The sequence below is a fragment of the Prevotella sp. oral taxon 299 str. F0039 genome, assembly GCF_000163055.2.
Lineage (GTDB): Bacteria > Bacteroidota > Bacteroidia > Bacteroidales > Bacteroidaceae > Prevotella.
The window spans coordinates 551,824-578,383 of the sequence record NC_022124.1 but is presented as its reverse complement, the minus strand read 5'-3'; the positions used below and the strand labels follow the sequence as shown (position 1 = coordinate 578,383).

The window sequence follows — 26,560 nt, the reverse complement described above, 5'->3', positions numbered from 1 at the left end:
CATTTTTTATTCGTAAATTTGCAAGATAAAGAGAATAAAATAACACTATATACAATGGCAGAAAAGAATTACAAAAGAACCACAGTAACGGCTGCTTTGCCTTATGCAAACGGTGGAGTGCACATCGGACACTTAGCAGGTGTTTACATTCCAGCCGACATTTATGTTAGATATCTTCGTTTAAAGGGCGAAGAAGTGGCATTTATTTGCGGTAGTGACGAGCATGGTGTGCCCATAACTATTCGTGCAAAGAAAGAAGGAATCACTCCTCAAGACGTTGTAGACCGTTATCATCAACTTATAAAAGATAGCTTCTCTGACTTTGGTATCAGCTTCGATATTTATAGTAGAACAACATCTAAAATACATCAACAAACTGCTTCCGACTTCTTTAAGCACCTATTGGATAACAATAAGCTACAAGAAGGCGAAACAGAACAATTATACGATGAGGAAGTTCACCAATTCTTGGCAGACAGATACATCACTGGCGAATGTCCACATTGCCACAATGAGGGTGCTTATGGCGACCAATGCGAAAGCTGTGGACGTGACCTTTCACCCACAGAACTCATCAATCCAAAGAGTACTATCAGCGGTTCAACTCCTGTTCTACGCAAAACCAAGAACTGGTATCTACCTCTTAACGACTATCAAACATGGCTTAAAGAGTGGATTTTGGAAGGACATAAGGAATGGAGAGCCAATGTTTATGGTCAATGTAAAAGCTGGTTAGACCTCGATTTGCAACCTCGTGCCATGACAAGAGACCTCAATTGGGGTATTCCTGTGCCTGTTGAGGGAGCAGAAGGAAAGGTATTATATGTTTGGTTCGATGCTCCTATCGGCTATATATCAAATACTAAGGAGCTATATCCTAACGATTGGAAGAAATGGTGGCAAGATTCTGAAACCCGATTGGTGCACTTTATTGGTAAAGATAACATCGTGTTCCACTGCATCATCTTCCCTTCTATGTTGAAAGCGCATGGAGATTATATCCTTCCTGAGAACGTTCCTGCTAACGAATTCTTAAATCTTGAAGACAACAAGATCAGTACTTCTCGCAATTGGGCAATCTGGTTGCACGAGTATCTACAAGAATTACCTAACAAACAAGACGTTCTTCGCTATGTATTAACAGCCAATGCGCCTGAAACAAAGGATAATAATTTCACTTGGAAAGATTATCAAGAGCGCAATAATAACGAGCTTGTGGCTGTGTATGGCAACTTTGTTAATCGTGCATTGCAGCTCACTAAGAAGTATTTCAATGGCGTTGTGCCTGCTTGTGGCGAGCTTCTTGACATCGACAAAGAGGTATTTAACGAGCTAAAAGGCGTGAAAGAGAAGGTGGAAACCTTGCTTAACAACTATAAATTCCGTGACGCTCAACGTGAAGTTATGAACATTGCACGCATCGGAAACAAGTATATGACCGACTGTGAGCCATGGAAATTATGGAAAACTGAGCCTCAACGAGTTGAAACTATCTTATATGTTTGCTTGCAATTGGTGGCTAACTTAGCTATTGCTTTCGAACCATTCTTGCCATTTAGCAGTAAGAAACTACGCCAACTCATTCACATTGAGAGTGCAGACTGGAGCAAATTAGGTGCTACCGACCTACTAACTCAAGGCCATCAGCTTGCTGAACCTGAGCTACTTTTCGAAAAGATTGAAGACGAAACAATTGCTTTCCAATTAGAAAAGCTCGACAACATTAAGAAAGCTAACGAACAAGCGAATTATAAAGCAAAGCCAATTAAGCCTGTAGTGAGCTACGAAGACTTTGAAAAACTAGACATTAGAGTGGGCAAAGTCTTAACATGTGAAAAGGTGAAGAAGGCTAATAAGCTTTTGAAATTTACGTTAGACGATGGCAGTGGCAAAGAAAGAACGATTGTAAGTGGCATCGCTAAGTTCTATGAACCAGAGGATTTGGTGAGCAAGAGCGTTCTTTTCATTGCCAATTTCGAGCCTCGTAAGCTCATGGGAATAACCAGTGAAGGTATGATTTTATCTGCAGTTGACTTCGATGAGTCGCTCAGTGTAACCACAACTCTTCGTGAAGTGAAACCCGGAAGCCAAGTAGGATAAACGCAATAGCAGTGCTATTGACTCTATAAAACAAAGAAGTTCTCTCTCTTACATTGATTTATTCATGTTCGAGAGAGAACTTTTTATTATGATATTATTATCTTTCTACCTTTAAAGTAGAGCGCAGAACTATCGTATAAACAATAGTTCTCGGTACTTAGGAAGTGTCCAAAGCTCGTCAGCAACAATCAATTCGAGCTTATCAATGTGGTATCTTATGTCCTCAATGATAGGCGCAACGGTGTCGTGATACGCAATAGCTTTGTCTCTTTCGCTTTCTATTTTATTCGCAACTTTACGTGCTTCCACCAAATTCTCAACCATAGTCTCGATACATTCGGTTCTTTCTGCAATCTCTTCGATAATCTTTAGGTTACGAGAAGTTAAGCTCTTAGCCTTTGATTCATCGAAAATAGCATACATATTGTGTACATTCTTAGCCAAACGACTTTGATAATGGGTTGCAACAGGAATGACATGGTTCATTGTTAGGTCACCCATTACACGAGCTTCAATTTGAATTCGCTTGGTATAGGTTTCCCATTTCACCTCGTTACGAGCTTCTAGTTCGTTCTTTTTCATCACGTTTGCACGTTCGAACATAGCCACAGAGTCGGGCTTTAGATAGTGATCAAAGATAAGAGGACAGCTTGTTTCGCAGTCGAGTCCACGTTTCTTAGCTTCTACCACCCATTCTTCTGAATAGCCATTGCCCTCGAATACAATTGGAGCACAAGTGCGAATATCTTCACGAAGTACGTTGATGATTGCGTTTGTTTGGTCTTCTCCCTTCGCAATAAGTGCATCTACACGCTCTTTGAACAATGTTATTGCTTCTGCAAAGGCAGTATTTAGCACAATCATAGCAGAGGCACAGTTGGCTTCACTACCCACTGCTCTGAACTCAAAGCGGTTTCCTGTGAAGGCAAAAGGACTGGTTCTATTTCTGTCTGTGTTATCAATTAGTAGCTCAGGTATCTCTGGAATGTCTAATTTCATACCTTTTTTATCTGCCACATTGAACAGTGTTTCATTATCAGAGTCTACAATATGCTTTAAAAGACCAGAGAGTTGTTGACCCAAGAACGCAGAGATAATGGCAGGAGGTGCCTCGTGTCCGCCCAAACGATGTGCGTTAGTGGCACTCATTATCGATGCTTTTAGAAGTGCTTCGTGGCGATATACAGCCATTAAGGTCTCTACAATGAACACAACGAAACGCAAGTTGTCTTCGGGAGTCTTTCCTGGTGAGTGCAAAAGAACGCCTGTATCGGTGCAAAGACTCCAGTTATTGTGCTTTCCACTACCGTTTATTCCATCGAAAGGTTTTTCGTGTAGCAATGCTCTAAAGCCATGTTTGCGTGCCACTTTCTTCATTAACGACATCAAAAGCATGTTATGGTCGATGGCAAGGTTACACTCTTCGAAGATAGGAGCAAGTTCAAACTGATTGGGAGCCACCTCATTATGACGTGTTTTACATGGGATTCCTAATTCAAGTGCTTGTATTTCGAGGTCTTTCATGAATGCTTGTACACGCTCTGGAATAGTTCCAAAGTAGTGATCGTCCATCTGTTGGTTCTTAGCAGAATCGTGTCCCATCAGTGTTCTGCCTGTTAACATCAAGTCAGGGCGTGCCAAATAAAGATCTACATCAACGAGAAAGTATTCTTGTTCCCATCCTAAATTGGTTGAAACCTTCTTTACTTCGGGGTAGAAATACTTACAAACGGCTGTTGTTGCCACGTCTACTGCATGCAAAGAGCGTAGAAGTGGTGCTTTATAGTCGAGTGCTTCACCTGTGTAAGAGATAAAGATGGTAGGAATACAAAGCGTGTCATCGATGATAAACACAGGCGATGTAGGATCCCAAGCCGAATATCCTCGTGCCTCAAAAGTATTTCTTATTCCTCCATTAGGGAACGAAGATGCGTCGGGTTCTTGCTGAACAAGTAGCTTTCCGCTAAACTCTTCAATCAAACCTCCTTTGCCATCGTGTTCTACAAAGGCATCATGTTTCTCTGCAGTTCCCTCTGTTAGGGGTTGAAACCAGTGTGTATAATGGGTCACTCCATATTCTTCTGCCCACTGCTTCATACCTTTTGCCACCGCATTTGCAATAGAACGGTCTAAGTGCGAACCATTATCTATCACGTCAATGAGCTTGTTATAAATATCTAAAGGAAGATATTTATACATCTTCTCACGGTTAAACACATACTTTGCGAAGAACTCTGATGGGCGTTCTGCAGGTGTTTCTACTTCTAAAGGACGCTTTTTAAACGCCTCGGCAACAACTTGGAATCGTAAATTAGACATTGTATTTTGTTTTATTAATGTATTCATTTTATTTTCAACTCAATTTTCTCAGTTCATAATGCTTTGTCCGTTTCATCACTATTGCACTGCTCTTTGGGCACTTCTCTGTATTTGTTTGTCGTAACGTGCAATCTCTATACTGTTAATAATATTCTGCCAAAGAATGTAACAGCCTGGTCCTACGGTTGAAAGGGGTGTTAAATAGGCGTTAGCAATCCATATTGCGAATGCCGTATTCTTCTGTCCTAGACCCTGACCAGCCTCTAATCGTCTATTAAAACGCAAGCCTATCGACCTTCCTACCATAAATTGTACGAAGCAAACAACAAGTCCTGCCACTGCAATGAGCAACAAAAACAACACACCTGTCTGTGCATGTACAATGTTTTTAATGGTTGTTCCGCTCACAATGAGCAACGAACACGCCCAAAGATAATATGAAAGGTCTTTCACACTCACAATCTTTCGATGAATATTTTTCATGCTTTTCTTCACTACATAAGCCAAAAACATAGGCAGAACGAGTACCAAAAGCACCTGATAGAGTATCTTTAAGAAAGCTGATAGGAAGCTGATGTGCAAACTATTGTCTACCAATGGCAGGCAAACGGGAATGAGTATTGATGAAAAAAAGTTAGAAACGAAAGTATAGGTGGTCATTTCTTCGATGCTTCCGCCCAACTTTTGGGTGACAACAGCAGCGGCTGTGGCGCACGGACAGATAACACATATAAGAATAGACTCGCAAAATACGAGCCTAGAACCACTTTTTCCCCACAGCAATGTGAGTGCTAAAAGAAAGAGAATGATGCTGAATTGTGCCACAAGAGCATAGCCATGCCAGCGTGTTACACGCAGTTTTTTGAAGTCGACTTTACAGAATGTAACGAAGAGAACTAAGAACATGAACAGCGGAAGGATTGCATTAAAGAAAGGCGCAAACAGCATTGCCGCACTCAACAAACAAGGAGTGAAGGCAAAAATAAGATAAATAACAGCCCCAATGGTGATAGACAGGGGCAAGGTCCATGTCTTTATAAACTTTATTAAACCCATGTTGATGTAAAGTTTACCATCCTTTCATTGCTCCTTTTCAATGCAACAGCTTCATAACTTCTATGCTTTGGTTTATAGTTACCTGCAAATCGCTTTGTATTTAAGTTGCAAAAAGAAACAAAAATAACAGCAAGTAATCTCGTTTTCAATCTTCTACCCATACACTTCGAGCCTTTTAGGCGTTGACTTGTGTGGCTTTGGAGGCACAAAGGCATTTAACGAGTCTTTACTCTGTTCTCAACTTGTATGCAAAGGTATTATAATTTATGGGTTCATAAAGCACTCTATTCTCTCTTTTTTGTTATATAATCTTAATTAGATACATTTTCTTAACTCCTTTTCTACTTTCTTTTTCGATATAGAGGGAGCGAAAAGAGATGCTAAGATGGATGTATTGAGTTGAAAGGGAGATTGACTTACCATTTTGATGGCATTTCAACACTGCAGTAAAAGCTATGCTATTGACCTGCAAAAGCATTGTTTTTGGTGTGTAATTGCAGTGCTTTTATAATGCAAAAGCAGTGCTTTTATTGGGCACTACCTATAAAGCCGAGTAGAAAGGGCGTGCAATATAGAATATTTCAGTAATTCTGAAAGTTTCTTGTTAGTTCCTTATACAAAGGACTTTGGGAGAAATACCCATTTTTGAGGTAATGACTTGGCAACCGTGCCATTTGCAGCGTTCTGCCTTGAATTGCTTACAAGGAACTCATTTATACTTGCAAAGGTACAAAAGATTTTTGAGAACGCCGTTTTTTATCAATATTTATTCTTTTGAGATAGAACATTCTTCTACTTTGTGAACTTTTTAGTACCTTTGTATCGTATTTCATTCTTAATTCTAAACGGACAAAATAAAATGAAACAATTATATTATGTAAATGGAAAAAGGGTTGATATTAGCACATATGCTAATGCCTTAAATGCTGAGATTGCTGCAGAAGAAGCAGAAAATAAGCACAAAGTCAAGATAAAAGGGTTTATGGAGTATATAAATAAAAATCCCTCCGTTTTAGAAAAATGGGATAATACCTCTTTGTCATCTGAAACAATCATTCAAATTCTTTTTGATAGTTGGTACAAATCTGAAGATTGTAAAACACTATTAAATAAATATGAACATCAAAAAAACGATAAAAGCGTGGGGATGTCTCACCCTAATAATTATATGTGTTCTTTTATTTGTCTTACGTGTTAGCGGAGTTTTTTGAAATGAAAGCAAAATATATTTGGCTTATTATTGCCTTTGTCATTATGTCTTGTGATAATAATCTTGCATCATGGATTGTATCAGATGTCACCAATTATTCTAATTGTACTACAAATAAAGAGTTCCAAGAATGGCTATATTCAATAAATCCAGATGGCAAGACAATAGAAAAAGATGGGGTAAAATATAACGTTCACAATGGTTATGATCCACTGACAGGTATCCCTGAGATTAGGATTGAAATCGTTGATGGAATAGCAGAATATTATAAAAAAGAATTTTTATCTGAAATGGTATCCCAAATAGAGACAGATTTAAAGAATCAAAGTTTAGTTTTGTCTGTCTATTCTGAATGTGATTGGGTGATAATAAACCTCAAAAACGAACAAGGATTTAACAATATCAACTAATTATGAGCTATTTACAACACCGAATTGTTCAGGTACAAATACTCTTACAGGCTATACAAGAAAGCATAATGGTATTATCCACACGAAAGGTATCGAATTAAATTAGAATATGTACCATTAATATTTTTGTAACTTTGTGTAGAACATCTAAACAATGATTCTTTTTGAGTTTTCAGGTTTTCAGAAGGATAAAAGGTAGTCTAATTTTACTAATTACTACCCTTTTAGGCAACAACTTCTCACTGTCGGCTTACTGAATATCCGTCTAAACAAAGCATTTACACTGCTTTTGCACAAGAACAACATTAGTTTGCAAATAAAACACTTTAGATTGAACTATGAAGAAATATTACTTATCGCTTTTTTTGATATGCTTTTTATCGGCTTCTTCACTATTTGCCTCTCAAAAAGACACTATTTTTGTGGCTGACTATGGTGTGAAACCCGACACTTACGAGAACCAAACAGAACGTTTGAAGACTGCCATTGCCGATTGTAAACAATCTAAGTCTAAGGTATTGGTGTTTGAAAAGGGTCGCTACGACTTGTGGACTGAAGGCGCAACCTACCGAGATTTCTTTATTACCAACACTTCTTCAGAAACTGAATGCCCATCGAAAGTGAAAACAATTGGTATGTTTTTCGAAGATATGGAGGGCTTAACCATTGAGGGAAACAATGCAACTCTGATGTTTCATGGAAAAGTTACGATGCTTGCATTTGCTCATTGCAAGAAAATGACATTGCAAAACATTCACATCGACTTTGAAAGACCTGGCGGATCTGAGCTTACTTTCACTCAAATCAACGAGAAAGGAGCTGTCGCTAAGTTTCATCCTGACTCACGATATGCCATCAACAATGGTAAAATAACGCTCTATGGAGAGGGTTGGCGTACCAATATTCCACATTGCATCGAATACAATCCCACAACAGAACATTTTTATTATAGCCATGCTTGGAAAGCTCTTTCAAAGGCTAAAGCCACTGAATTGGCTCCACATGTGGTGCTTTTTGAATCTGTCGACACTGCTCTATGTAAGTTGAACCACACTTTAACGATTAGAGATATTATTCGTGACCAAGTGGGAATGTTGATTTATGAAAGCGAAGACATTTGCTTTAAGAACGTTGGAGTGCACTATATGCATGGATTGGGCATCGTTAGTCAGTTCTCTAAGAATATTGAAATGAACCATGTGTATTGCATGCCTCGTGAAAATAGCCGTAGATTGCTGGCTTCTTCTGCCGACTTTATGCACTTTTCGGGTTGCTCTGGTAAGGTGAAGGTGGTGAATTGTAAGTTTGCTGGCGCACAAGATGATTGCATTAATGTGCACGGAACGAACTTACGCATTATGGAAAAGGTGAATGACCATACCCTTAAACTGCGTTTTATGCACCCTCAAACCTATGGTTTTAATGCCTTTTTCGAGGGCGACACAGTGGCTTTTGTACGCCCATCTACTATGCAACGCTATGCTCAAGCTGTGATTAAAACGGCAAAACTGCTATCGAACAGGATTGTGGAAGTGACGCTAACGACACCAATTCAACACGATATTGAACTACAAAGCGATTGTCTTGAGAATATGACTTGTACGCCTGAGGTGGAGATTCGCAATTGTTATTTCACCCGAACAAGTACTCGTGGCATTTTGGTTACAACACCCCGACGAGCGATTATCAGTGAAAACGTGTTCTATAAAACAGGTATGAGTGCCATACTTATTGAGGGTGATGCTGCGGGTTGGTATGAATCTGGACCTGTAAAAGATGTTTTAATCGAAAATAATACATTCACTGATTGCGCAAATAATAACAATAATCACGCTGTAATTGAATTGAATCCATCGAATACGGATATCAATGAGAAACGCCCTGTGCATCAAAATGTGCGCATCATCAATAATCGTTTCACCAGTTATGGGCAGACTATTCTATCGGCTAAGAGCACTTCTAACTTGGTTTTCCGTAACAATGAGATGACTATGTATCGCAAATCGTCTGACACTTCCTCTAAATGGTTCTCGTTAAATGGTTGCAGTAAGGTGAAATTCAAGGCAAATCAGCTACTTGTTAGGAAGCCTATAGAGTACTCTTGCAGACTGCAATAGTTTCCAAACAAAAGGACTTGCCATACAACGAGATATCGAAAACAAACCTTTTATTTAAGAATATACATGTAACCTATTGGTGATTGAAGAGCAACTTCTTGCTCTTGCGATGCTTATCCAACAGGTTACATTCTTTTTTATACCTCTTTCTTTATTCTAATCCATTTGAGAAAGGGGCGTTACATCTCCTTTCTTCTCTGCTACAAGAATAGGAGTGGACTGAGGTTATCTACCTTTCAAAAAAGCTACAACTATGTGTCTCCTTTCTCTTCTAATTATTATAGTCTTTCTTTTCTATTTGTAATAGATCTCCTTTTATACCTATCATTGCTTTGCTTTTTGATTGATTTGCTCTCCGACTCAAACCTTTTTAAGGTTTATAAGCTCTTTTCTCTCATCTCATAGGTATTCGTCCACCATAGTAGGAATATTCCTTTAAATGCAAAAAGAAAGAGTTTTCTGTCTTTCTAAAATTGTCTTTGCTCCTAGTTGCACTACTATTGGGTCGAGACCTCATCAACTATAGAGAAACAAAAAGGTTGTGCACCAAAGCGTTTACACACTGTTCGGCACACAACCTATTATTTTATTAAAGTATTTTACTAGTTTTTACACTATTATTTTACTCCAATTGGACCTTGTCCTGCAACTTTTGGCCATCCTGGGTTTTGGTAAACAACAGACTTCTCGATATCATTATTATCAGAAGTAGATGACTTACGGAATACACTTTGTGCAAGAGGAGTTAGATAGTGAGCCTCTGTGAAATGATAACCATTGAACACTGAGTTGTTAACCTTGCTCAATTGATAAGGACGAACATATACTCCACTGATATTCTTATCAGACATATTACCCTTACCTTGTTCAACATTTACAATCACAAGGTTTTGATTATCTTTGTCAAGTAGCTTGCCATCGTAGATTGAACCCCAGTATCTCATACCCTCAATTTGGTATCCATTCACTTGATCTAGAGCTCTCCAACGACGTAAGTCATTTAGACGCATACCTTCTGCAATGAACTCATCACGACGTTCACGACGTATATTGTAAAGTGTTTTGTCAACTAATGCACCATGAGAGTATGCTCCGAAGTCATTCTTAGCTTCTTCTGCCATCACTGTTGCAGCAATTGTTTTGTTGAAATCTGCATCCACCTTAGCACGAGTACGTAGAGCTTTCCAATACTTTTCGGCTTTAGCAACGATAGTATGGTTCTTTTCATACGATGCTTCCATGTAGTTAAGAAGAGCTTCTGCACCACGGAATACAACACTAGCAGATACACCCATGTGGTGATCATCTTGTTGTTTTGAATCATAGTTCAAACCTTTCTTCACTGCAAAACCTGTAACAATACGTGTTTCGTTATTACCCTTTGCCAACCAAGACATCTCAAATGTTCTAGCAACAGCACCATTTGTATAAGCGATAGCATCACCATCTTGCTTACAGAATAGTTGGATACGAGAGTCACGATTTTGTAAAGTAGCCTTCACACCTTGTGCTTCCCAGTTACTATCATAGCCAGAATTTGCATCGTAGATAGGCAAACCATTACGCATTAGGAATGAGTTGACATAGCCACGGGTGTAACCTGTACCACCACCATTACGTCCTAATTGCATTTGAATGTTATGAGTTACGCCTTGTTCTAGGTTATATTGACGCCACATAAGCACTTCAGGATAACTTGCTAAATCAGGCATACTGAACATTGTAAAGTATGGGTTTGCACTCTTCAAGGTTGCATCTTGACCATCACGAACGTCAGTATTATTAGCTAACTTGTCTACAACTTTGTCTGCAACTACTTGTGCAGAGGTCATAGCTTCACCTAAGAAGTAATCGATTTCTGTGTCAATATTGAAGCCAGCAACGTCTGCTGCATCTCCAGGCCAACCATTTCCACCAGGAACAAGGGCTGTTCCTTTGTGGTATTTAAGCCATGTTCCTTCGTAAAGAGCTACACGAGAACGGAATAAATAAGCTACATTTTTGCTTATTCTGTTACGTCCTCCAGGTGCATCTTCTTTCAAAAGTTCGATCGCTTTATCGAGGTCTTCTAAGATAAAACGAGCCACTTTGTGTTGTGGTTGACGCTTAGAATTGTCGAGCAATACCTTTCTATCGTCAGCTAAAACCTCTTTAATAATAGGACAATCTCCAATAGTTGAAAGTTTGTCGAAATAAGCTTTAGCACGCAAGAAGTATACTTCTCCGATGTAGTGCTTAATGTTATCAGGATTACCTTTTAGTGTTCCTGCTTGATATTTTGGCAACACTTTCTCAAAGAAATAGTTGCAATGGTGTATTTGTTCGAATTTCCATTCATCACCAGCCTTTGCTGCAACTTGCCAATCTCCAGGCACCCAGAAGTTAGAATAGTCAACTCCTGCTTGGTTATCAGTTGCATTATCAGCTGCAAAAGTACCCATACCATAAGAACCAGGGTTAAGAGTTGAGAAGCTATAGTACTTTATTGCATAGTCTGCCAAATCGCTTTCAGATTGGAAGAACTTTTCAGGTGTAACCTTATCTTCAGGCTCTCTATCTAAAAAGTCATTACATGATGTAAATGTAGTGAGTGTGGTGAGCGTTAATCCTGCAAAAAGGATACTGCTAATATATTTTAATTTCATAATAATTAATCGTTTAGAATGTTACACTTAGACCCATTGAGAATGTTTTTGTCAATGGATAAGTTTTACCTATTTGATTGCCATCAGATCCAAATCCAACTCCAGCAAGTTCAGGGTCAGCTGTCTTCACGAAGTTAGTGAAGGTTAGAATATTCTCTGCAGATACGAATACACGAACGTTTTGCAATGCAATTCTCTTTGTAAGAGCAGCAGGTAGAGTATAACCTAATGTGATATTCTTCAATCTGCAGTATGCTGCACTCTGCAAATAACGAGTTTGTGTTTGTGTATTACGTCCACCATTCCATGACAATCTTGGATAGTAGCTATCAAGATTTTGTCCTAATGGGTGGTTAGCTTCTGCACGGAAGTAATCTAAGTGTTCCTTAAATCCAAGTCCTTGCCATTTTCCTTGTCCTAAAGCACCCCAGAACATTGGACCTTGAGCATCGTAATCTCTCTTCAAAGTACCTTGGAAGAAGATCTTTAAGTCGAAGCCTTTCCAAGCTGCATCGAGATTCAAACCAAAGTTATAGCGTGGAGTTGAGTTACCAATGATACGTTTATCACCTGGTTTATCAGCTGTTCCTTCACCACCATTTACTTTGCGATCGCCATCTAAGTCGGCATACATAATATCACCAGCAGACCAGTTACTACCGATTGCACTTTGGTTAGCTTTAGCTAAGTGAGCATCCATTTCTTCTTGAGTTTTTGCAATACCAACAGTTGTATAACCCCAAATATCGCCTAAACGAGAACCTGCATAGTGTGTTCCGATTGTCTTTGATGGGTTAGGATACTTATCGATTGTAACGAAGTTGTCTGACAAGTTCAATGTAACACCATAGCGGAAATCTGCAATTCTATCACGCCATGACACTTGAAGTTCCCAACCTTTAGATGTCATATCGAGGTTGTTTACCTTTGGAACAGCAGCACCTAATACATCTGGAAGCTCAGGAGCAGGACCTACCATGTCGAATGTTTTACGTTGGAAGTAATCGAATGAACCTGTTAAGCGGTTGTTCAATGCACCCCAATCCAAACCAATTTCCCATGTTCTGTTCTTTTCCCATGTTAGAAGAGCAGAGATAAGAGCTGGGTCTTCAGCTACGTTTGTCTTTTGTCCGTTAACCAACCAGTTACCATTCTTAGTCTTATAAGGAATGGTTTGGTAGAATGGATACCAGTTATCTGTATTTTGGTTACCCAATTGTCCCCATGAAGCACGAAGTTTTAGAGTGTTTACATGCTTTTGCATTGAAGCCCAGAAGCTTTCTTGAGCGATGTTCCAACCGAATGAGAATGATGGGAATAGGTTCCATCTCTTTTCACGAGTGAAACGTGAACTACCATCGTATCTCAAGTTAGCTTCGAACAAGTAGCGTCCTTTAAAGTCGTAGTTAAGACGTCCGAAGAAACCTGCTGTACTCCAAGTAGCAGGACCTCCAGTTACACTTGGGTCGCTTGTTGTTGTGTTAAGTGTAGGAATACCGCTAATCATGTTCTTTTGGTTAGCTGTGAATGAGCGTTGGTGCAACCATTCGCTTTGATAACCCAACATCACTTTCATGTTATGACCGCCAAATGCACGAGTATAATCTGTATAGAAGTTAGGGTTGAAATAGTTGCTCTTGTATGCATATTCGTAAACGCTAGATACAGCATGATCTATAACATAAGGTTTGTCATCTGCATCATAGCCATAAACTGTTTGTGCATCTTGATGATTGAAGTTGTTATTTGCACGATAGTTGAATTCTAAGTGAATGTTCCAATCCTTAATAGGAGTAACAACAAACGCAAGCTGTTGTGCTAATTGGTCTTCTTGTGATTCGTTAACACCACCATTTAACATTTGATTAATGTAAGTAGCTTCAATATAATGTCCGTTAGGATCCTTAACAGGAATGATAGGCCAACGACGCACTACTTGGTGATAGAACAAACCATTACCTTCACTAAGAGTGTAAGGTGCAGTGTAATCTACACGTGCAAAACGTGTGCTATATGAGAAGTTAAGCCATTTTGCAATATTTGCATCAACTTTAGCTGTGAGGTTATAGCGGTTACGAGCTTCTTTACCATAGCGCAATATACCATCTTGTCCAAGGTAGTTAGCAGAGAAATAGTATTTCAAACGATCGCTACCACCTGTTAAACTAACGTTATGTTCTTGTGAGAATGATGTTCCAAAGAATTCTTTCATCCAGTTAGTATTACCCAAAGGTAATTTATCGTTATCATTCCAGATTTCCCATTTATTCGCATTATTGCGGAACAGTTTAGCCACTGAGCCATTAGTTTGAGCCTCTTTAAGCTCGGCAAGCTTTTGTTCTGAGAACCAAACACCAGCACCTGAGTTAATAGATGCATCGTTCATATATAATGCCCATGTGTAAGAGTCGAGCATATCGGGAACATTTAGCAAGCTATTAAAGCGTAAAGAGTTGTTATAGTTCACTGTGAACTTACCTTCTTTACCACCTCTTGTTGTTACCAACACAACACCACCTGCAGCTCTAGAACCATAGATAGAAGATGCAGCTGCATCTTTTAATACAGAGATATTCTCGATATCTTGTGGGTTAAGAGTGTTCAAATCGCCCTCCATTCCGTCGATTAACACTAGTGGTGTAAGGTTAGAACCTGCACCAATAGTACCTGTACCACGAATGTTGAAGCCTTTATTTGAATTCAAAGCTCCACCATTAGAACCTGTTGTGAAGTTCATACCAGGCACCATACCTTGCAAAGCGTCCTTTACATTATTAATAGGACGTGCAGTAAGATCTTTAGATGTCACGGTAGAAACGGCTCCAGTAAGGTTTGCTTTCTTTTGAGAACCAAAACCTACAACAACCACTTCGTTTAGTTTTTGAGCAGAAGAATGAAGTGTTACGTCTACAACACTGCGTCCCCCTACGCCCACTTTTTGTGATTCATAGCCGATGTAATCGAACTGTAATGTTGCGCTCGAAGCACATTGAATGCTATAGTTACCGTCAATATCGGTAATACTATTTGCCTTTGCGCCTACTTCTCTAACGGTTACACCAATTAAAGGTTCGCCACTAGTGTCTTTAACGACACCTTTTACTAAATGAGTTTGTGCCCAGGTGGCAACAGACATCATCGCAAATAGAAGCATCATCCACATTCGCCGTGGACTAATTAAATTGCTTTGTTTCATTGTTTATCAGTTTAAGTGTTTATAATTAAAATCATGTTTAGTTTAGCTTATGAGAAGCCCAAACTGATAAGCTCCTCAAAACTGGCTGTAAAGTTAATGGTTTAGAAAGCATTTCTTAAAAGAAATATAGTTAATAAGTGTTTATAACGTAAACAAACATATAAAAACACCATCTTTTCTCTCCATCTTTGACTAGCCAAGATACAAAAATATCTTTGATTTAAGTCAAAAATAAGCCTCTTATTTTTACTTTTTAGTATAAAAATACAGTTTTAATGCAAACTAAATGAGATATAATTATATTCTAAAGAGAATGCTATTAAGATATATAAACATAACGAGCGTTTTCGGTTTACACCTTATTATATATAAGAAAAAAGCCTATGTCTTTTTATTTCATTTCGCCTATATTCTAATTGCATTGCTTTTACATCGCAATAGCTATCCTTTTGCAATGTAATTTCAATGCTTTTGCAACCTAAAGTCAATGCTTTTATCTTAAAATGACAAGAGCACAAAAAAGCCCCAACAATGCAAATGCGAAACATTCGCCACATCTATTGGGGATAAGAAATGGATAATCAAAGGAGAAAGTGCATCTACTAGCGTGCTCCACGCTCCGACCAATCGCCTCTATCTAGGTTTCGATAACCTATAGCTTCGTATAAATGTTGTTCTAACACCTGCTCACTTCCTGCTAAATCAGCAATGGTTCGTGCTACTTTTAATATGCGGTTATAGGCTCGTGCCGATAAACTTAGTCGCTCCATAGCGGTTTTAAGTAGGTCAATTCCTGCTTGATTGGGCTCGGCATACTGATGAATCATTCGATCGGTCATCTGTGCATTACAATGAATTCCTTTCACATCCTTATATCTTTCTTCTTGTATTGCACGTGCTTTGATAACTCTTTCTCGAATAACGGCACTGCTCTCGCCTGGTTTTGCCTTCGAAATATCTTTGAAAGGCACTGGTATTATTTCTACTTGAATGTCTATTCGGTCGAGAAGTGGACCGCTAATTTTACTCATATAACGGGCTATCTGACCTGGCATACACACGCAATGATGAGTTGGATCGCCATAATAACCGCACGGACAGGGGTTCATCGATGCCACAAACATAAACGAACAAGGAAATTCGAGGGTGTATTTGGCTCGAGAAATAGTGATCTTTCGATCTTCTAAAGGCTGACGAAGTACTTCAAGGGTAGATTTATTGAACTCGGGTAGCTCGTCGGCAAACAACAAACCATTATGCGCAAGCGATATTTCTCCAGGCTGTGGAGAGGCTCCTCCGCCTACAAGTGCCACCTGTGAGATGGTGTGATGGGGCGCACGAAAAGGTCGTTGCGAAATAAGCGACATGTTTTTACCCAGCTTTCCTGCTATACTATGGATCTGTGTGGTTTCTAAACTCTCAGCAAGCGACAAAGGGGGAAGAATGGAAGGCAGGCGTTTCGCCATCATACTCTTACCACTTCCTGGCGGACCTATCATGATTAAGTTATGCCCGCCTGCAGCTGCTACTTCCATTGCACGCTTTACATTGTCTTGACCTCTCACATCTTCAAAGTCTAAATCGAAATTGTATTGATGTTCGTAAAACTCTTTTCGAGTGTCGATAATGGTGGGTTGAAAGCTGGTGTTTCGCTGTGTTAGAAAGTCTATTACGTCTTTTATACTCTCCATTCCATAAACATCAAGGTTGTTTACCACGGCGGCTTCTCTCACATTGGCTTTAGGAACAATCAAACCTTTGAACTTTTCCGCCCTAGCCCGTATGGCTATGGGTAACGCTCCCTTAATGGGTTGCAACGAACCGTCGAGACTTAGCTCGCCAACAAACATATATTGTGATAGAAAATCGGAAACAATGTCGCCATTTGCGGCAAGAATGGCAAGAGCTAAAGGTAAATCAAACGAGCTACCTTCTTTGCGTAAATCAGCTGGTGCCATGTTTACGGTGATGTCGGCATGGGGGAATTTGTATCCATTATATTGCAAAGCGGCTGCTATTCGATCACGACCTTCTCGCACTGCTTCATCACCTAAACCTGTGAAATGATACAGAACACCATTTACTAGACTTACTTCTATGGTTACGGTGGTTACATTTAAGCCATTAACGGCGGCACAATAGGTTTTTACTAGCATAAAAATGATAGATGTTTTGGGGTTAGTTGTATTTTATGAAGAGGTGTAGATGAAGGAAAGGAAGGAGAACAAGAGGTCGTTTTTGATGTTCTTTTAGGATAAAGGTTGTCGTTTAGGGGTATAGGAGCTATGCCCTATCGAGTGAGTTCTTCTACTTTCTTCTTTAACTCTTCATTATTTAAATTTCGAGCTACAATCTTTCCACGATGTAACACGATATTATCTGTGGGCGAAAAGAAACTTAATGAGCGGATGAACTTACCGCCAAAAAGTTGCTCATCGCAAACAATATTCCAAGAAAGTTCGTTCGATTCTACTGCCGTCTTAACGGTTTCTTTCGATGCATCGACACAAACGGTTAAGATCGAGAGTTTATTTCCTGCTGTATTTTTGAGTTCTTTTAAAGTACTAAGTGTTGAATATGCGTTGTAATCCCATGTTGCCCAAGCGTTGATAACGGCACAATTAGCTTTTGAAAGGGCTGCACTTGAAATGGTGTTTCCTTTGATATCGGTGACTGAAAAAGAGGATAACACCTTGCCTTTTTCTGTGTTGGCAAGTCCTTCAATCTGCTGTTGCATACGAACTAAGAAGCCATTGCGGGGCTGTTCTTTTAACATCAATGCTAAAAGTTGCTTTGCAAGTGGGTAATTGGGCGTGGTGGTTTGTAAAAAATACTTGTAAAGCAAATATGAACTAACGATCGACTCGGGATGATCTTCTATAAATTGCTTTGCATAAATAATACGCTTTGGTGGCGATGCCGATGCCATTTGCTCTCGAACACCATTCATCAACTTATTATCTTTTGTTCCTTTGGTGGTGATTTCTTTCAAATGCGATGCATCCCCATCAAGTGTTACACTCTCACCTGGCTCCATAAAGATAGGTTGCTCGCTAAAATTAGGAAAGACAAGCATTAAGATTGCAGAATGCTCGCACTCTGTTTGATACACAAAACGACCTGCTTCTACTCGTATTGTGTCGAATCCTTCAATGCCTCCATCGGGACTATAAACATAAAACTCACCTTGATTGAGGTTTAACAAGCGTCCCTCTAGCTTAAAATGCTGGCTATCGGTACCACAAGAAACCATAATCAAGGTGAGTGTTGCTATATAAGCGAATAGTTTCATATATGTTATTAAAGGGAATCTAACACCCTTTTAATTCACATTATCTTACTTAATGAATTTCAATTCCAAGTCTTTATCGGCATAAGTCTTTAAAGATGGATTGAGTTTTAATGCTTCTTCAAGGTGAGAAGATGCTGAGAATTTATTGCCTCTACGTGCAGCTACTATGGAATGAATATAGTGTGTATAGGCTGTTTTGTGCTTTACTTCATCTAAAGTTTGCGCTGCTGCAACATAGTTATTATTCATCAATTGAGCAAGAGCTGCTAAATTGGTATTCGAATCGGCTAAATATCGTTCGGCATCTGCATACTTTCCTTTTGCAAAAGCAAGGGCTGCAGTAGCATAAGCAGTGTTATTTGTTCCTGAAGCATTTGCTATTTGTAGTTCGGCTTGCGCAAGATTACCATGCATTAAGTCTATCAAACCAAGGTTTGCAAGGGCTTCTGGCGCCTTTCTATTCAATCTTAAAGCTTGCTCTAAATAAGACTTCGCCTTTATTTCGTTGCCTTTCTTTAGTTCAAGAATAGCAAGATTGTTGAACGCTCTGTAGTCTTTATCATACAAACGAGCTGCTGTTTGATACACGTCTTCTATCTTTGTACCATCTACAAGAGTTGCATAATAAAGCAATTCATCGGCACTTAAGTTAACAGGATCTTTCTTATATTGCTCTGCAATCTCATCATCACTACGACCAACAACTTCATAATTGATCACAAGTCGTGCTCTTCTAAGCTCTGGAAGAATTCCATTTGCAAGCTCTCTAAAGCCTTCACTCATGTTTCTTATTTGCTGTTCACGTTCTTGTGGATCCTTATACATAGACAAAACACGCAAAATTACGTCTTTATCTTGTACGTTTGACACTTGAACAAGCTTTTGAAAGCCTTCCCAGTCTTGTGCGGTATAACCTGCATCGATGGCAGTTGACATCTTATTAGCCTTGAGTTGATCTTTCACATAGCCTTCTCCTGTGTTCTGGCGCTTATTCGCAAGTTTGTCATTAAAGCTGAAACCACCTTCTGGAGATGCATAAGCTTTCACCTCAATATTATTTAATATAAGGCTTTCACGCTCGCTATTGATTTTCTTGAGCATGCGAACAAAGTCGTAAATAGAATTGCTTTGTAATTCGCTCTTACGCAAATTAGCTTGATTTACCAAGAATTTGATGTTTGCCTCTTGCTTCTCTTTCTTTACACGTTCAAAAGAATCGGGAGCCAAACAGCCTCCATCTTCGAATAAGATGTTTTTATATAGTTCTGAAGTAGCAACCACTCCATAACCTATTTTTACAGGATTTAGATTAACCTTCTTATTTCCTTTCAATGCATTGAAAGTGACATAAAGATCACTTTTTTGCATTTCTGGACTATATGTAAACGCAGTTTTGATGGTAAAACGTCCACCTAAACGATAAGATACCGATGGATTATTTCCGAAAACTTTTTCTCCTTGAAATGTTGCCGAAGTGCCTTTAACAACCGAACCATCACTAGAACGCAACTCAGGAACAAGAGTTAGCACTACATTGCGCTTCATATACTTTTCTGGAAACAATGTTGTAATGGTAGCATCTACTTGTCCTGCCTTTACTTCTAATGGTGTTGGAACTACTGTAAACTTATCTGCTGACAAGCTTTTTAATTTAGAACAAGATGTAAAAAGGAATAAAGTAGAAACAGAAATTGTTAGAATGGCATTTCTAGACATAGGTTTAATGTTTTAAGGATTGTACCGCGAGCGGGACTCGAACCCGCACAGCCATCACTGGCCAAGGGATTTTAAGTCCCTCGTGTCTACCAATTCCACCATTGCGGTAGCCTAATTAGAAAGTAAAAGAGCGGAAAACGAGACTCGAACTCGCGACCCCAACCTTGGCAAGGTTGTGCTCTACCAACTGAGCTATTTCCGCTTTTATTACTGGGTGCAAAGGTAATGCAAATAATTTAAAATGCAATAGCAATATACATTATTTAACATTATATCTTTAATTCTTTACTATTACAACCTCTTTTGGAGTGTTTGAAGCACGATAAACAACCAAACGATAACGTCCTTCACCTTGAATCATGTTTCCACCTGTATTGAGATTAAAAGCTCTTTTACAGGTTTTACATTGTGCTATACCTGTACTATTCACCGAAAGGGGATAACTTTTTAGAGGAATAGCATTATTGTCGAAACAATGAGGGCACTCTCCATCGTAAGCAAAGAATGGAGCTGGTGTATCTAAATTGCCATATCCAATTATAAGAAGGTTGTTTTGCCCTATTATTTGGGTTTGTCGTGCATCGATTGCATTAAACGGAACGACATCAACCAAGCCCTGATGGTTATCAAAGCGAAAACTTCTTTGTCCGCCAGAAAGGGTTTCTGATACAGAGCAAAACACGCCAACATTGCCTAAGGCTGTTGCCAATGCTACCGAATGACCATGCAAACGGGTATCAAACACAAAGTTGGCGTGCTTTGTTGTATATTTAAATTCATCGCCAGAACAGCCCACACCTATTATTAATAATAAGAGAACACAAAGTGGGACGATTCTTTTTGCGATATTATTGACCATAAGGAATGCTTTGAAGTATATCTGCAAGTTTTTCAATACCTTCATTTAAAGGCTTGCTCACCATTGGCTTTAAGAACATACTTATCTCTGCCTTGATGGTAAGTTTCATCTTGCAGCTATCCGAAGTCACTGGAAGAATCTGAATCCAGAAGTTAAATGGCAACGGACTCTCTTGCGCTTCGAATTTAATGCAATCGAACTCTGTACGTTCAATGATTCTCAATTTCACCGAACCAACAGCACCTGCGCTAATTGATATACTATCATTATCAAACGAAAGGTTGTTGATTTGATCTTCTGGAAGACGATCTTTCACCTTTTCGAGGTTCTCTAAATTACTTAAAGTGTTATATACTAACTCTTGACTATAGGGTATTTGGCGTACGCTACTTTCGAATTTACTCGACATGTCTATTTCTTTTGATTTATAATTGTGCTATTCTTCGAAAGCGTTTCGTTATTTACCGAATTCTAAAGGATTACTTCTCCAGCTATCAAGTAATGCGATATCATTTTCTTTGATATAACCTATTTCTAGTGCTTTTGCCACTACATGCTCATAGTCTGTTAGAGTTACCAATGGAACATTTGCCGATTCGAATGCTTGTTGTGCCACATCAAAACCATAAGTAAATGCTGCAACCATACCAACAACATTAGCTCCTGAGCGACGAAGTGCCTCTACTGCTTTCAAAGAGCTACCTCCTGTTGAAATTAAGTCTTCAATAACAACAACGTTTGAGCCTTCTTTTAGCTTTCCTTCGATAAGGTTTTCCAAACCATGATCTTTTGGTTTACTTCTAACATAGCAGAAAGGAAGACCTAATTCTTCTGCAACAAGTGCGCCTTGTGGGATACCTGCAGTTGCAACACCAGCAATAGCGTCTACATTGTGGAAGTGTTTTAAAATAGCGTGAGCCATTTCTAACTTCACAAATCTGCGAATATCTGGATAAGAAAGGGTTTGACGATTATCGCAATAGAAAGGCGATTTCCAGCCACTTGCCCATGTAAAAAGGTTGTTTGGTTGAACTTTTATAGCTTCAATCTTTAAAAGTTTCTCTGCAAAAAGGGTTCTCAAATTATCCATTATTATTTCTTTTAGTATGTGATACAATGAGTTGTAGAATATTATTATTGCAAAGATAGTTGAAAAAACACGAAGTTAGGCGACAAATCGGAAATAAAATCGTTTTTTATGCCCATTGTGTTTATTTTCACATTACTTATCTTTCGGGAACTAAAAAAGAAAAATGGTTCTTGCCTTTCGACAAGAACCATATCCTAAAGCCTCATAATATGCTTTACCGTTTATTATTATCTGAAATTCGAGTTCTTATAATTTACATTGAGATAACAATTTCTTTGCAGAGTCGGAAAGCAGTACTACGGCTCCTGAAAGAATAACAATGTCTTTCAACACCAATCTACCTGCGCCCGAAAGCAACGGGAATCCATGCTCTTCACTTCCCAAATTTGGCACCCAACATTCTGGGGTTGTCACTAAGAACGATAATGTTCCTATTGTCATCACAATCACAAGTAGCTCTCCAAAGATACCGATTTTAGGTGTGAAGATACCCAATAGGGTTAAAACTCCAATCGACATAATAAGAATTCCCAATCCTTTTGAAAAACCATATGTATTGTTTGCTTCGTGCCATTGGCGATTTTTAAGCACCAATTCACCTTCTTTGTTCTTATATTGCTTATACTCTGGAGCCTCTTTTTCATAGAAGAAACTCATAAATGGACTATTTGCTACGAATGGAACAATACCATCTGCCTCGTATTTAGCAAACTTCAATCCTCCAATCCACACAAAAACGATGAATATTCCTACACGTAAGAAATTCAAGCCAAACTTATTTAAGTTGGCAGCTACTGTGAGTAGCCCATGCACTAATTCTTTCATAATCTCTTATTTGTTTATTATTTATTTTCTATTTTATATTATGTTATTCACGGTAATAAGTCTTTCTTTTTAGTAAGAACGACTTGAATAGTTTTATCTTCTGATTCTTCTTATTATTATAATCGATTACAAAATTAACAATTTAAATACGATTATACTTCAAAACCGTAATTTATTTTATCTATCAAATTATAGATAAAAACTATCTATGGGCATTTCTTCACCTTAATCTACTCATAACGAATACTTTAAGTAAAGCTAAAATAATTATCACCTATAGGGTCTTTCCTTTTAATATGGTAGCCCTTTACTTCTATTTGCCTAAAGTTTACTATAACAAACAAAGCAACGTTGAAAGCTTTAATCATTCATAAAATGTTTTTTCATGAGCACTCTTTTTATTTTATACAAGCTACGATCCGTTTTCCTTTTAATACCCCCAAAACAATATAAGTAGTATCATATACCTCTTAATAAGACAGCAATCATTTCATTAATAGTTTATTCCAATAATCAGGAAAGAATTTCCAAGAACAACATAACAGACATAGAATAGAAAACTATAGAATACGTATTTCCTTCATCCTCATTTTTTTTAGACCAAGTATTGATATTTTCCCTGCTTCTGTTTTAATAGTGCTAACGAAGCATTACCTTTTTACCTTTATATATATATATCCCTTTATGACATGGTTTCCCATTCAACTTTATTCCCTCTAGCGTATAATACGCTTCATTCTCTTTTATATTAGAATTTGTTATAGATTTCAAACCTGTAGGAAGAAAGAATACATGCGCATCAAGGTATCTCATTCGCCGGGTAATCCAATTAGAAATATAATTAATTTCTTTATCAAAATTTATTTCAGCACCAGATACATCAGTATCCCCACTCCACTTTTTCTCCTCTCGCGCAGCAGCACCACTTTCCTTTAGAAGCTCATAATAGTGGCGATAACGAGCAATGAGACTATCAGTAGATAGGATATTTTGTCTTGCGTCTTGATATCTTTTTCTTACTTTTTCTCTAAAACCTGCAGCATCAGTACGTATAAGACGCTCTATCAAGTTCATATTCTCCAAAGGATATTCTGGCGAAATAAATTTCTCACTATAATTTTTCAGATAAATACTACCGACAGATAGATCCAGATCCCATACAGAAAAGGTTATCATAGGACTTGTTTGTTGGTCATAGATTCCCATATAAAGATTTTTACCTATATTATCTACCGCATTCAAGGTTTGTACAAAAATGTAATAATCCTCCACAACTGGCAAATCAAAGTAATAGGCAACCGAATCCTTAAAATCTTTATCAGAACTCTTTGACACAAAATTTATCGAACGCCAAAGCGGTTTATAATCAGCCTGCATCCCATCCTTAAACTCAGGATATTTTGTCTCAAAAACATCCCAGACATCTGAAGTATTATCATAAAATGGAATATCTCCACTCATCAAAGAAGCACCATACCCTTTAGATTTCCAAAGTTGGCCATGAATAATATTTCCGTTATTCTTTTTTAAACGAAGTTCTTTACGATCCACAACCTCTGTTAAGCAATAAACTCCTCGATACTCATCATTAAGAAAGACCTCTACAACCTTCCCACGTACACCTGTCAAGACCTTAGGTTCACGATCCAAATAATATGGCTTACGAGCAAAATCATTCCACAATTCTGTAGCAACACGATTTCTTAGTCGAAAAACATCAGCTTGACCTGCATCTAAAATCCAATCTTTATCCTTTCTCATTCCGAGAAAGGATTGATCTGTAGTCAGTTTTATCCTATAATTACGTTTATGCTTACCAACAATATTAGAACTGGCCCCACGCCATTTTACCTTTGCCGTACAAGTCACAGTATCTGCATTCTGAAGGTCTATCAGTATAACTGTACCTTTCGAATACGTATAACCAAACTCTCCTTTAAGATGTAATTGAGGAACGAATCTCCTTTCCCTTAAGTAACTCTCTTGTGAAAGTGCAAAAAGGTTATTCAAGAAAAAGATTACCAAGAAAATTACAAAACGAAAAAAGTTCATGAACATATCTCCCTATAATTTAATGTAAATGTAACACAGGCTTAATAAACTAAAATCGTAAACTAGCCTAACAATTCATAAAGTTCATCCCAACCTTAATATACTTATACATAATAAAAATACTATAATAATTGACAACAAAATTACAACTTTTTTAGATTTACAAGAAATATTTTTTAAACTTAAACTATAGTAAATTGAGCAATAGTATTTGCAAAAAAAAGAAATTTCCAATGAAGTTCTACAATATCAGCAAAACAAAGAATGACTCTATAAATCTAATTAAAATTACTTTAAGCTTCTATTTAAAAAAACACTAACTTACACACCTCTTATAATATAAAAAGAGTTCTCTTTTTGATATATCGTTTCAATCTTTTTTTGTATATTTGTCCACATACTAATCAGTGTATTACGTTTCTAATATGGGCTAACCTAAATAAAATCGACATTCAAAACATTGTATATTTTTATCATTATGGGAAAACCCATTGTTATTATAGCATACAATAATATTAACTTTTAAAATAAATCTTATGGAATACTGTTCAAAATGTGGCACTCAATTAAAAGAAGAGGAAAACTTTTGTCCTCAATGTAGCAAAGCTAAAAACCAGTCTGTACAAACAAGTTACGCAGAAGAAACACCCCAACAAGTCCCCCAATTCAACTATCCTTTAAAGAAAATCTTATACATTGCACTACCTTTAGCTATTTGTCTTCTTTTAGGAGTCACATGTCCCGATAAGGAGAAACACGTAGAATCAATACGTACTGAATTGGCAAATGTTCTTGAAACATCAAATAAAAACAAAAATGCGATGGATGCTTTAATGGGAGGTGTAGTAATTGAGAAAGTACTTAATAGCAAACTAAAAGTAAATAAATATTTTCTTTTTAGTACAGGAACATTCAGTAATGGCAAAGATTCAAAGCTTTTATCTATCGGAATCTTAGGAAATGTCTTTACTTTCATCGATAAAGACGAATTAGACAAGATGAACAAATCCTTAGATTCCAATAGTAATAATGAGGAATAGATATGAGATACTGGCAGTTTACGTTTCTCATCGTTCTCATGTTTCTATTCCATTCGTGCAATAAGAAATGTGAGAAGAAAGTCGTTACTGTCAGTATCGACACGCTATCTCTACACGATGGCGATCTTATTTTTAGAGAAGGCAGAAGCACCGAAAGTCAAGTTGTAACAAATTTAGATAGCAGTAGCTATTCACATGTTGGAATAATACTACACACAAAAGATGGTTGGAGGGTTATTCATGCCGTTCCTAATGAGACAGAAAATGAGTTAGATACCGTTAAATACGAATCTATTAGTTCTTTTATACAACCCGATAAATGTATAAAAGCAAAGGTTATTCGTGTTTCATCTAACGAGAAGATAACCAAAAGAGCAATAAAATATGCCTTACAAAAGGTTGGTATGCCCTTCGATAAAGACTTTGATATAAACGATACTACTACATTCTATTGCACAGAATTAGTATGGAGAGCTTATAACCACGTAGGTATTGACATTTCTAAAGGAAGAAGACACCATATCAATTTATTGGGTTTCAACAAAACATGTATTCTACCTTCGGATATAATGCCCAATGAAACAAACGACAAGCAAAAGAAAATAAAGGAATAATAAGACGTAAAGAACACCC

The 26,560-nt window shown here is 37.9% G+C and carries 18 protein-coding genes and 2 tRNA genes; 6 read left to right on the top strand and 14 right to left on the bottom strand.

Annotated elements, in window-relative coordinates; all coding sequences use genetic code 11:
• The first annotated feature begins 54 nt into the window (after window positions 1-54).
• A complete protein-coding gene (gene metG, locus HMPREF0669_RS02310) occupies window positions 55-2,100 on the top strand; it encodes a methionine--tRNA ligase (RefSeq protein ID WP_009228583.1) in 2,046 nt (681 codons plus the stop codon).
• A 129-nt stretch (window positions 2,101-2,229) separates the two neighbouring features.
• On the opposite strand, the gene HMPREF0669_RS02305 is transcribed toward metG, so the two are convergent.
• Both HMPREF0669_RS02305 and HMPREF0669_RS02300 read right to left on the bottom strand, forming a co-directional pair.
• Window positions 2,230-4,419 (bottom strand): glutamine synthetase III, encoded by a 2,190-nt coding sequence (locus HMPREF0669_RS02305; RefSeq protein WP_009228582.1) that lies wholly within the window; start codon window positions 4,417-4,419, stop codon window positions 2,230-2,232.
• A 78-nt stretch (window positions 4,420-4,497) separates the two neighbouring features.
• Complete coding sequence (locus HMPREF0669_RS02300; RefSeq protein ID WP_009228581.1) at window positions 4,498-5,475, bottom strand: transporter; 978 nt, start codon at window positions 5,473-5,475, stop codon at window positions 4,498-4,500.
• Between the two features lie 859 nt (window positions 5,476-6,334).
• Between HMPREF0669_RS02300 and HMPREF0669_RS02290 the strand changes: the two genes are divergently transcribed.
• The 3 genes from HMPREF0669_RS02290 to HMPREF0669_RS02280 all read left to right on the top strand — a co-directional run bounded on the left by HMPREF0669_RS02290 (window position 6,335) and on the right by HMPREF0669_RS02280 (window position 9,212).
• A complete protein-coding gene (locus HMPREF0669_RS02290; protein ID WP_020967953.1) occupies window positions 6,335-6,673 on the top strand; it encodes a hypothetical protein in 339 nt (112 codons plus the stop codon).
• Window positions 6,674-6,687: 14 nt separating this feature from the next.
• Complete coding sequence (locus tag HMPREF0669_RS02285) at window positions 6,688-7,095, top strand: hypothetical protein (RefSeq protein WP_156860541.1); 408 nt, start codon at window positions 6,688-6,690, stop codon at window positions 7,093-7,095.
• A gap of 338 nt (window positions 7,096-7,433) precedes the next feature.
• Window positions 7,434-9,212, top strand: a complete 1,779-nt coding sequence (locus HMPREF0669_RS02280; RefSeq protein ID WP_009228577.1) for a right-handed parallel beta-helix repeat-containing protein — start codon at window positions 7,434-7,436, stop codon at window positions 9,210-9,212.
• A 617-nt stretch (window positions 9,213-9,829) separates the two neighbouring features.
• On the opposite strand, the gene HMPREF0669_RS02275 is transcribed toward HMPREF0669_RS02280, so the two are convergent.
• From HMPREF0669_RS02275 to HMPREF0669_RS02220, 12 genes are all read right to left on the bottom strand, one after another.
• On the bottom strand, window positions 9,830-11,857 hold the full coding sequence (locus HMPREF0669_RS02275; protein ID WP_009228576.1) for a RagB/SusD family nutrient uptake outer membrane protein: 2,028 nt from the start codon (window positions 11,855-11,857) through the stop codon (window positions 9,830-9,832).
• Window positions 11,858-11,870: 13 nt separating this feature from the next.
• A complete protein-coding gene (locus tag HMPREF0669_RS02270) occupies window positions 11,871-15,053 on the bottom strand; it encodes a TonB-dependent receptor (RefSeq protein ID WP_009228575.1) in 3,183 nt (1,060 codons plus the stop codon).
• 602 nt (window positions 15,054-15,655) lie between these two features.
• A complete protein-coding gene (locus HMPREF0669_RS02265) occupies window positions 15,656-17,209 on the bottom strand; it encodes a YifB family Mg chelatase-like AAA ATPase (RefSeq protein ID WP_009228574.1) in 1,554 nt (517 codons plus the stop codon).
• A 134-nt stretch (window positions 17,210-17,343) separates the two neighbouring features.
• A complete protein-coding gene (locus HMPREF0669_RS02260; RefSeq protein ID WP_009228573.1) occupies window positions 17,344-18,345 on the bottom strand; it encodes a DUF4369 domain-containing protein in 1,002 nt (333 codons plus the stop codon).
• Window positions 18,346-18,390: 45 nt separating this feature from the next.
• Window positions 18,391-20,061 carry a hypothetical protein gene (locus HMPREF0669_RS02255; RefSeq protein WP_009228572.1) on the bottom strand — a complete coding sequence of 557 codons (1,671 nt, stop codon included), beginning with the start codon at window positions 20,059-20,061 and terminating at the stop codon, window positions 18,391-18,393.
• A 22-nt stretch (window positions 20,062-20,083) separates the two neighbouring features.
• Window positions 20,084-20,169 (bottom strand) — tRNA-Leu (locus tag HMPREF0669_RS02250).
• Window positions 20,170-20,190: 21 nt separating this feature from the next.
• Window positions 20,191-20,263, bottom strand: a tRNA-Gly gene (locus HMPREF0669_RS02245).
• A gap of 75 nt (window positions 20,264-20,338) precedes the next feature.
• A complete protein-coding gene (locus HMPREF0669_RS02240; protein ID WP_009228571.1) occupies window positions 20,339-20,920 on the bottom strand; it encodes a hypothetical protein in 582 nt (193 codons plus the stop codon).
• Complete coding sequence (locus tag HMPREF0669_RS02235) at window positions 20,910-21,329, bottom strand: hypothetical protein (protein WP_009228570.1); 420 nt, start codon at window positions 21,327-21,329, stop codon at window positions 20,910-20,912. Before HMPREF0669_RS02235 ends, HMPREF0669_RS02240 begins: the two co-directional genes overlap by 11 nt.
• 48 nt (window positions 21,330-21,377) lie before the next feature.
• Window positions 21,378-22,010 (bottom strand): orotate phosphoribosyltransferase, encoded by a 633-nt coding sequence (gene pyrE, locus HMPREF0669_RS02230; RefSeq protein WP_009228569.1) that lies wholly within the window; start codon window positions 22,008-22,010, stop codon window positions 21,378-21,380.
• A 246-nt stretch (window positions 22,011-22,256) separates the two neighbouring features.
• Window positions 22,257-22,835 (bottom strand): DUF417 family protein, encoded by a 579-nt coding sequence (locus HMPREF0669_RS02225; RefSeq protein WP_009228568.1) that lies wholly within the window; start codon window positions 22,833-22,835, stop codon window positions 22,257-22,259.
• Window positions 22,836-23,474: 639 nt separating this feature from the next.
• The gene (locus tag HMPREF0669_RS02220) at window positions 23,475-24,887 is read right to left on the bottom strand and encodes a CotH kinase family protein (protein ID WP_232236445.1); all 1,413 of its coding nucleotides are present in this window, start codon (window positions 24,885-24,887) and stop codon (window positions 23,475-23,477) included.
• A gap of 536 nt (window positions 24,888-25,423) precedes the next feature.
• Here HMPREF0669_RS02220 and HMPREF0669_RS02215 point away from each other — a divergent pair.
• Both HMPREF0669_RS02215 and HMPREF0669_RS02210 read left to right on the top strand, forming a co-directional pair.
• Window positions 25,424-25,927, top strand: coding sequence for a zinc-ribbon domain-containing protein (locus HMPREF0669_RS02215; RefSeq protein ID WP_009228566.1), 504 nt, complete (start codon window positions 25,424-25,426; stop codon window positions 25,925-25,927).
• Between the two features lie 2 nt (window positions 25,928-25,929).
• The gene (locus tag HMPREF0669_RS02210; RefSeq protein ID WP_009228565.1) at window positions 25,930-26,541 is read left to right on the top strand and encodes a YiiX/YebB-like N1pC/P60 family cysteine hydrolase; all 612 of its coding nucleotides are present in this window, start codon (window positions 25,930-25,932) and stop codon (window positions 26,539-26,541) included.
• Window positions 26,542-26,560 lie beyond the last annotated feature (19 nt).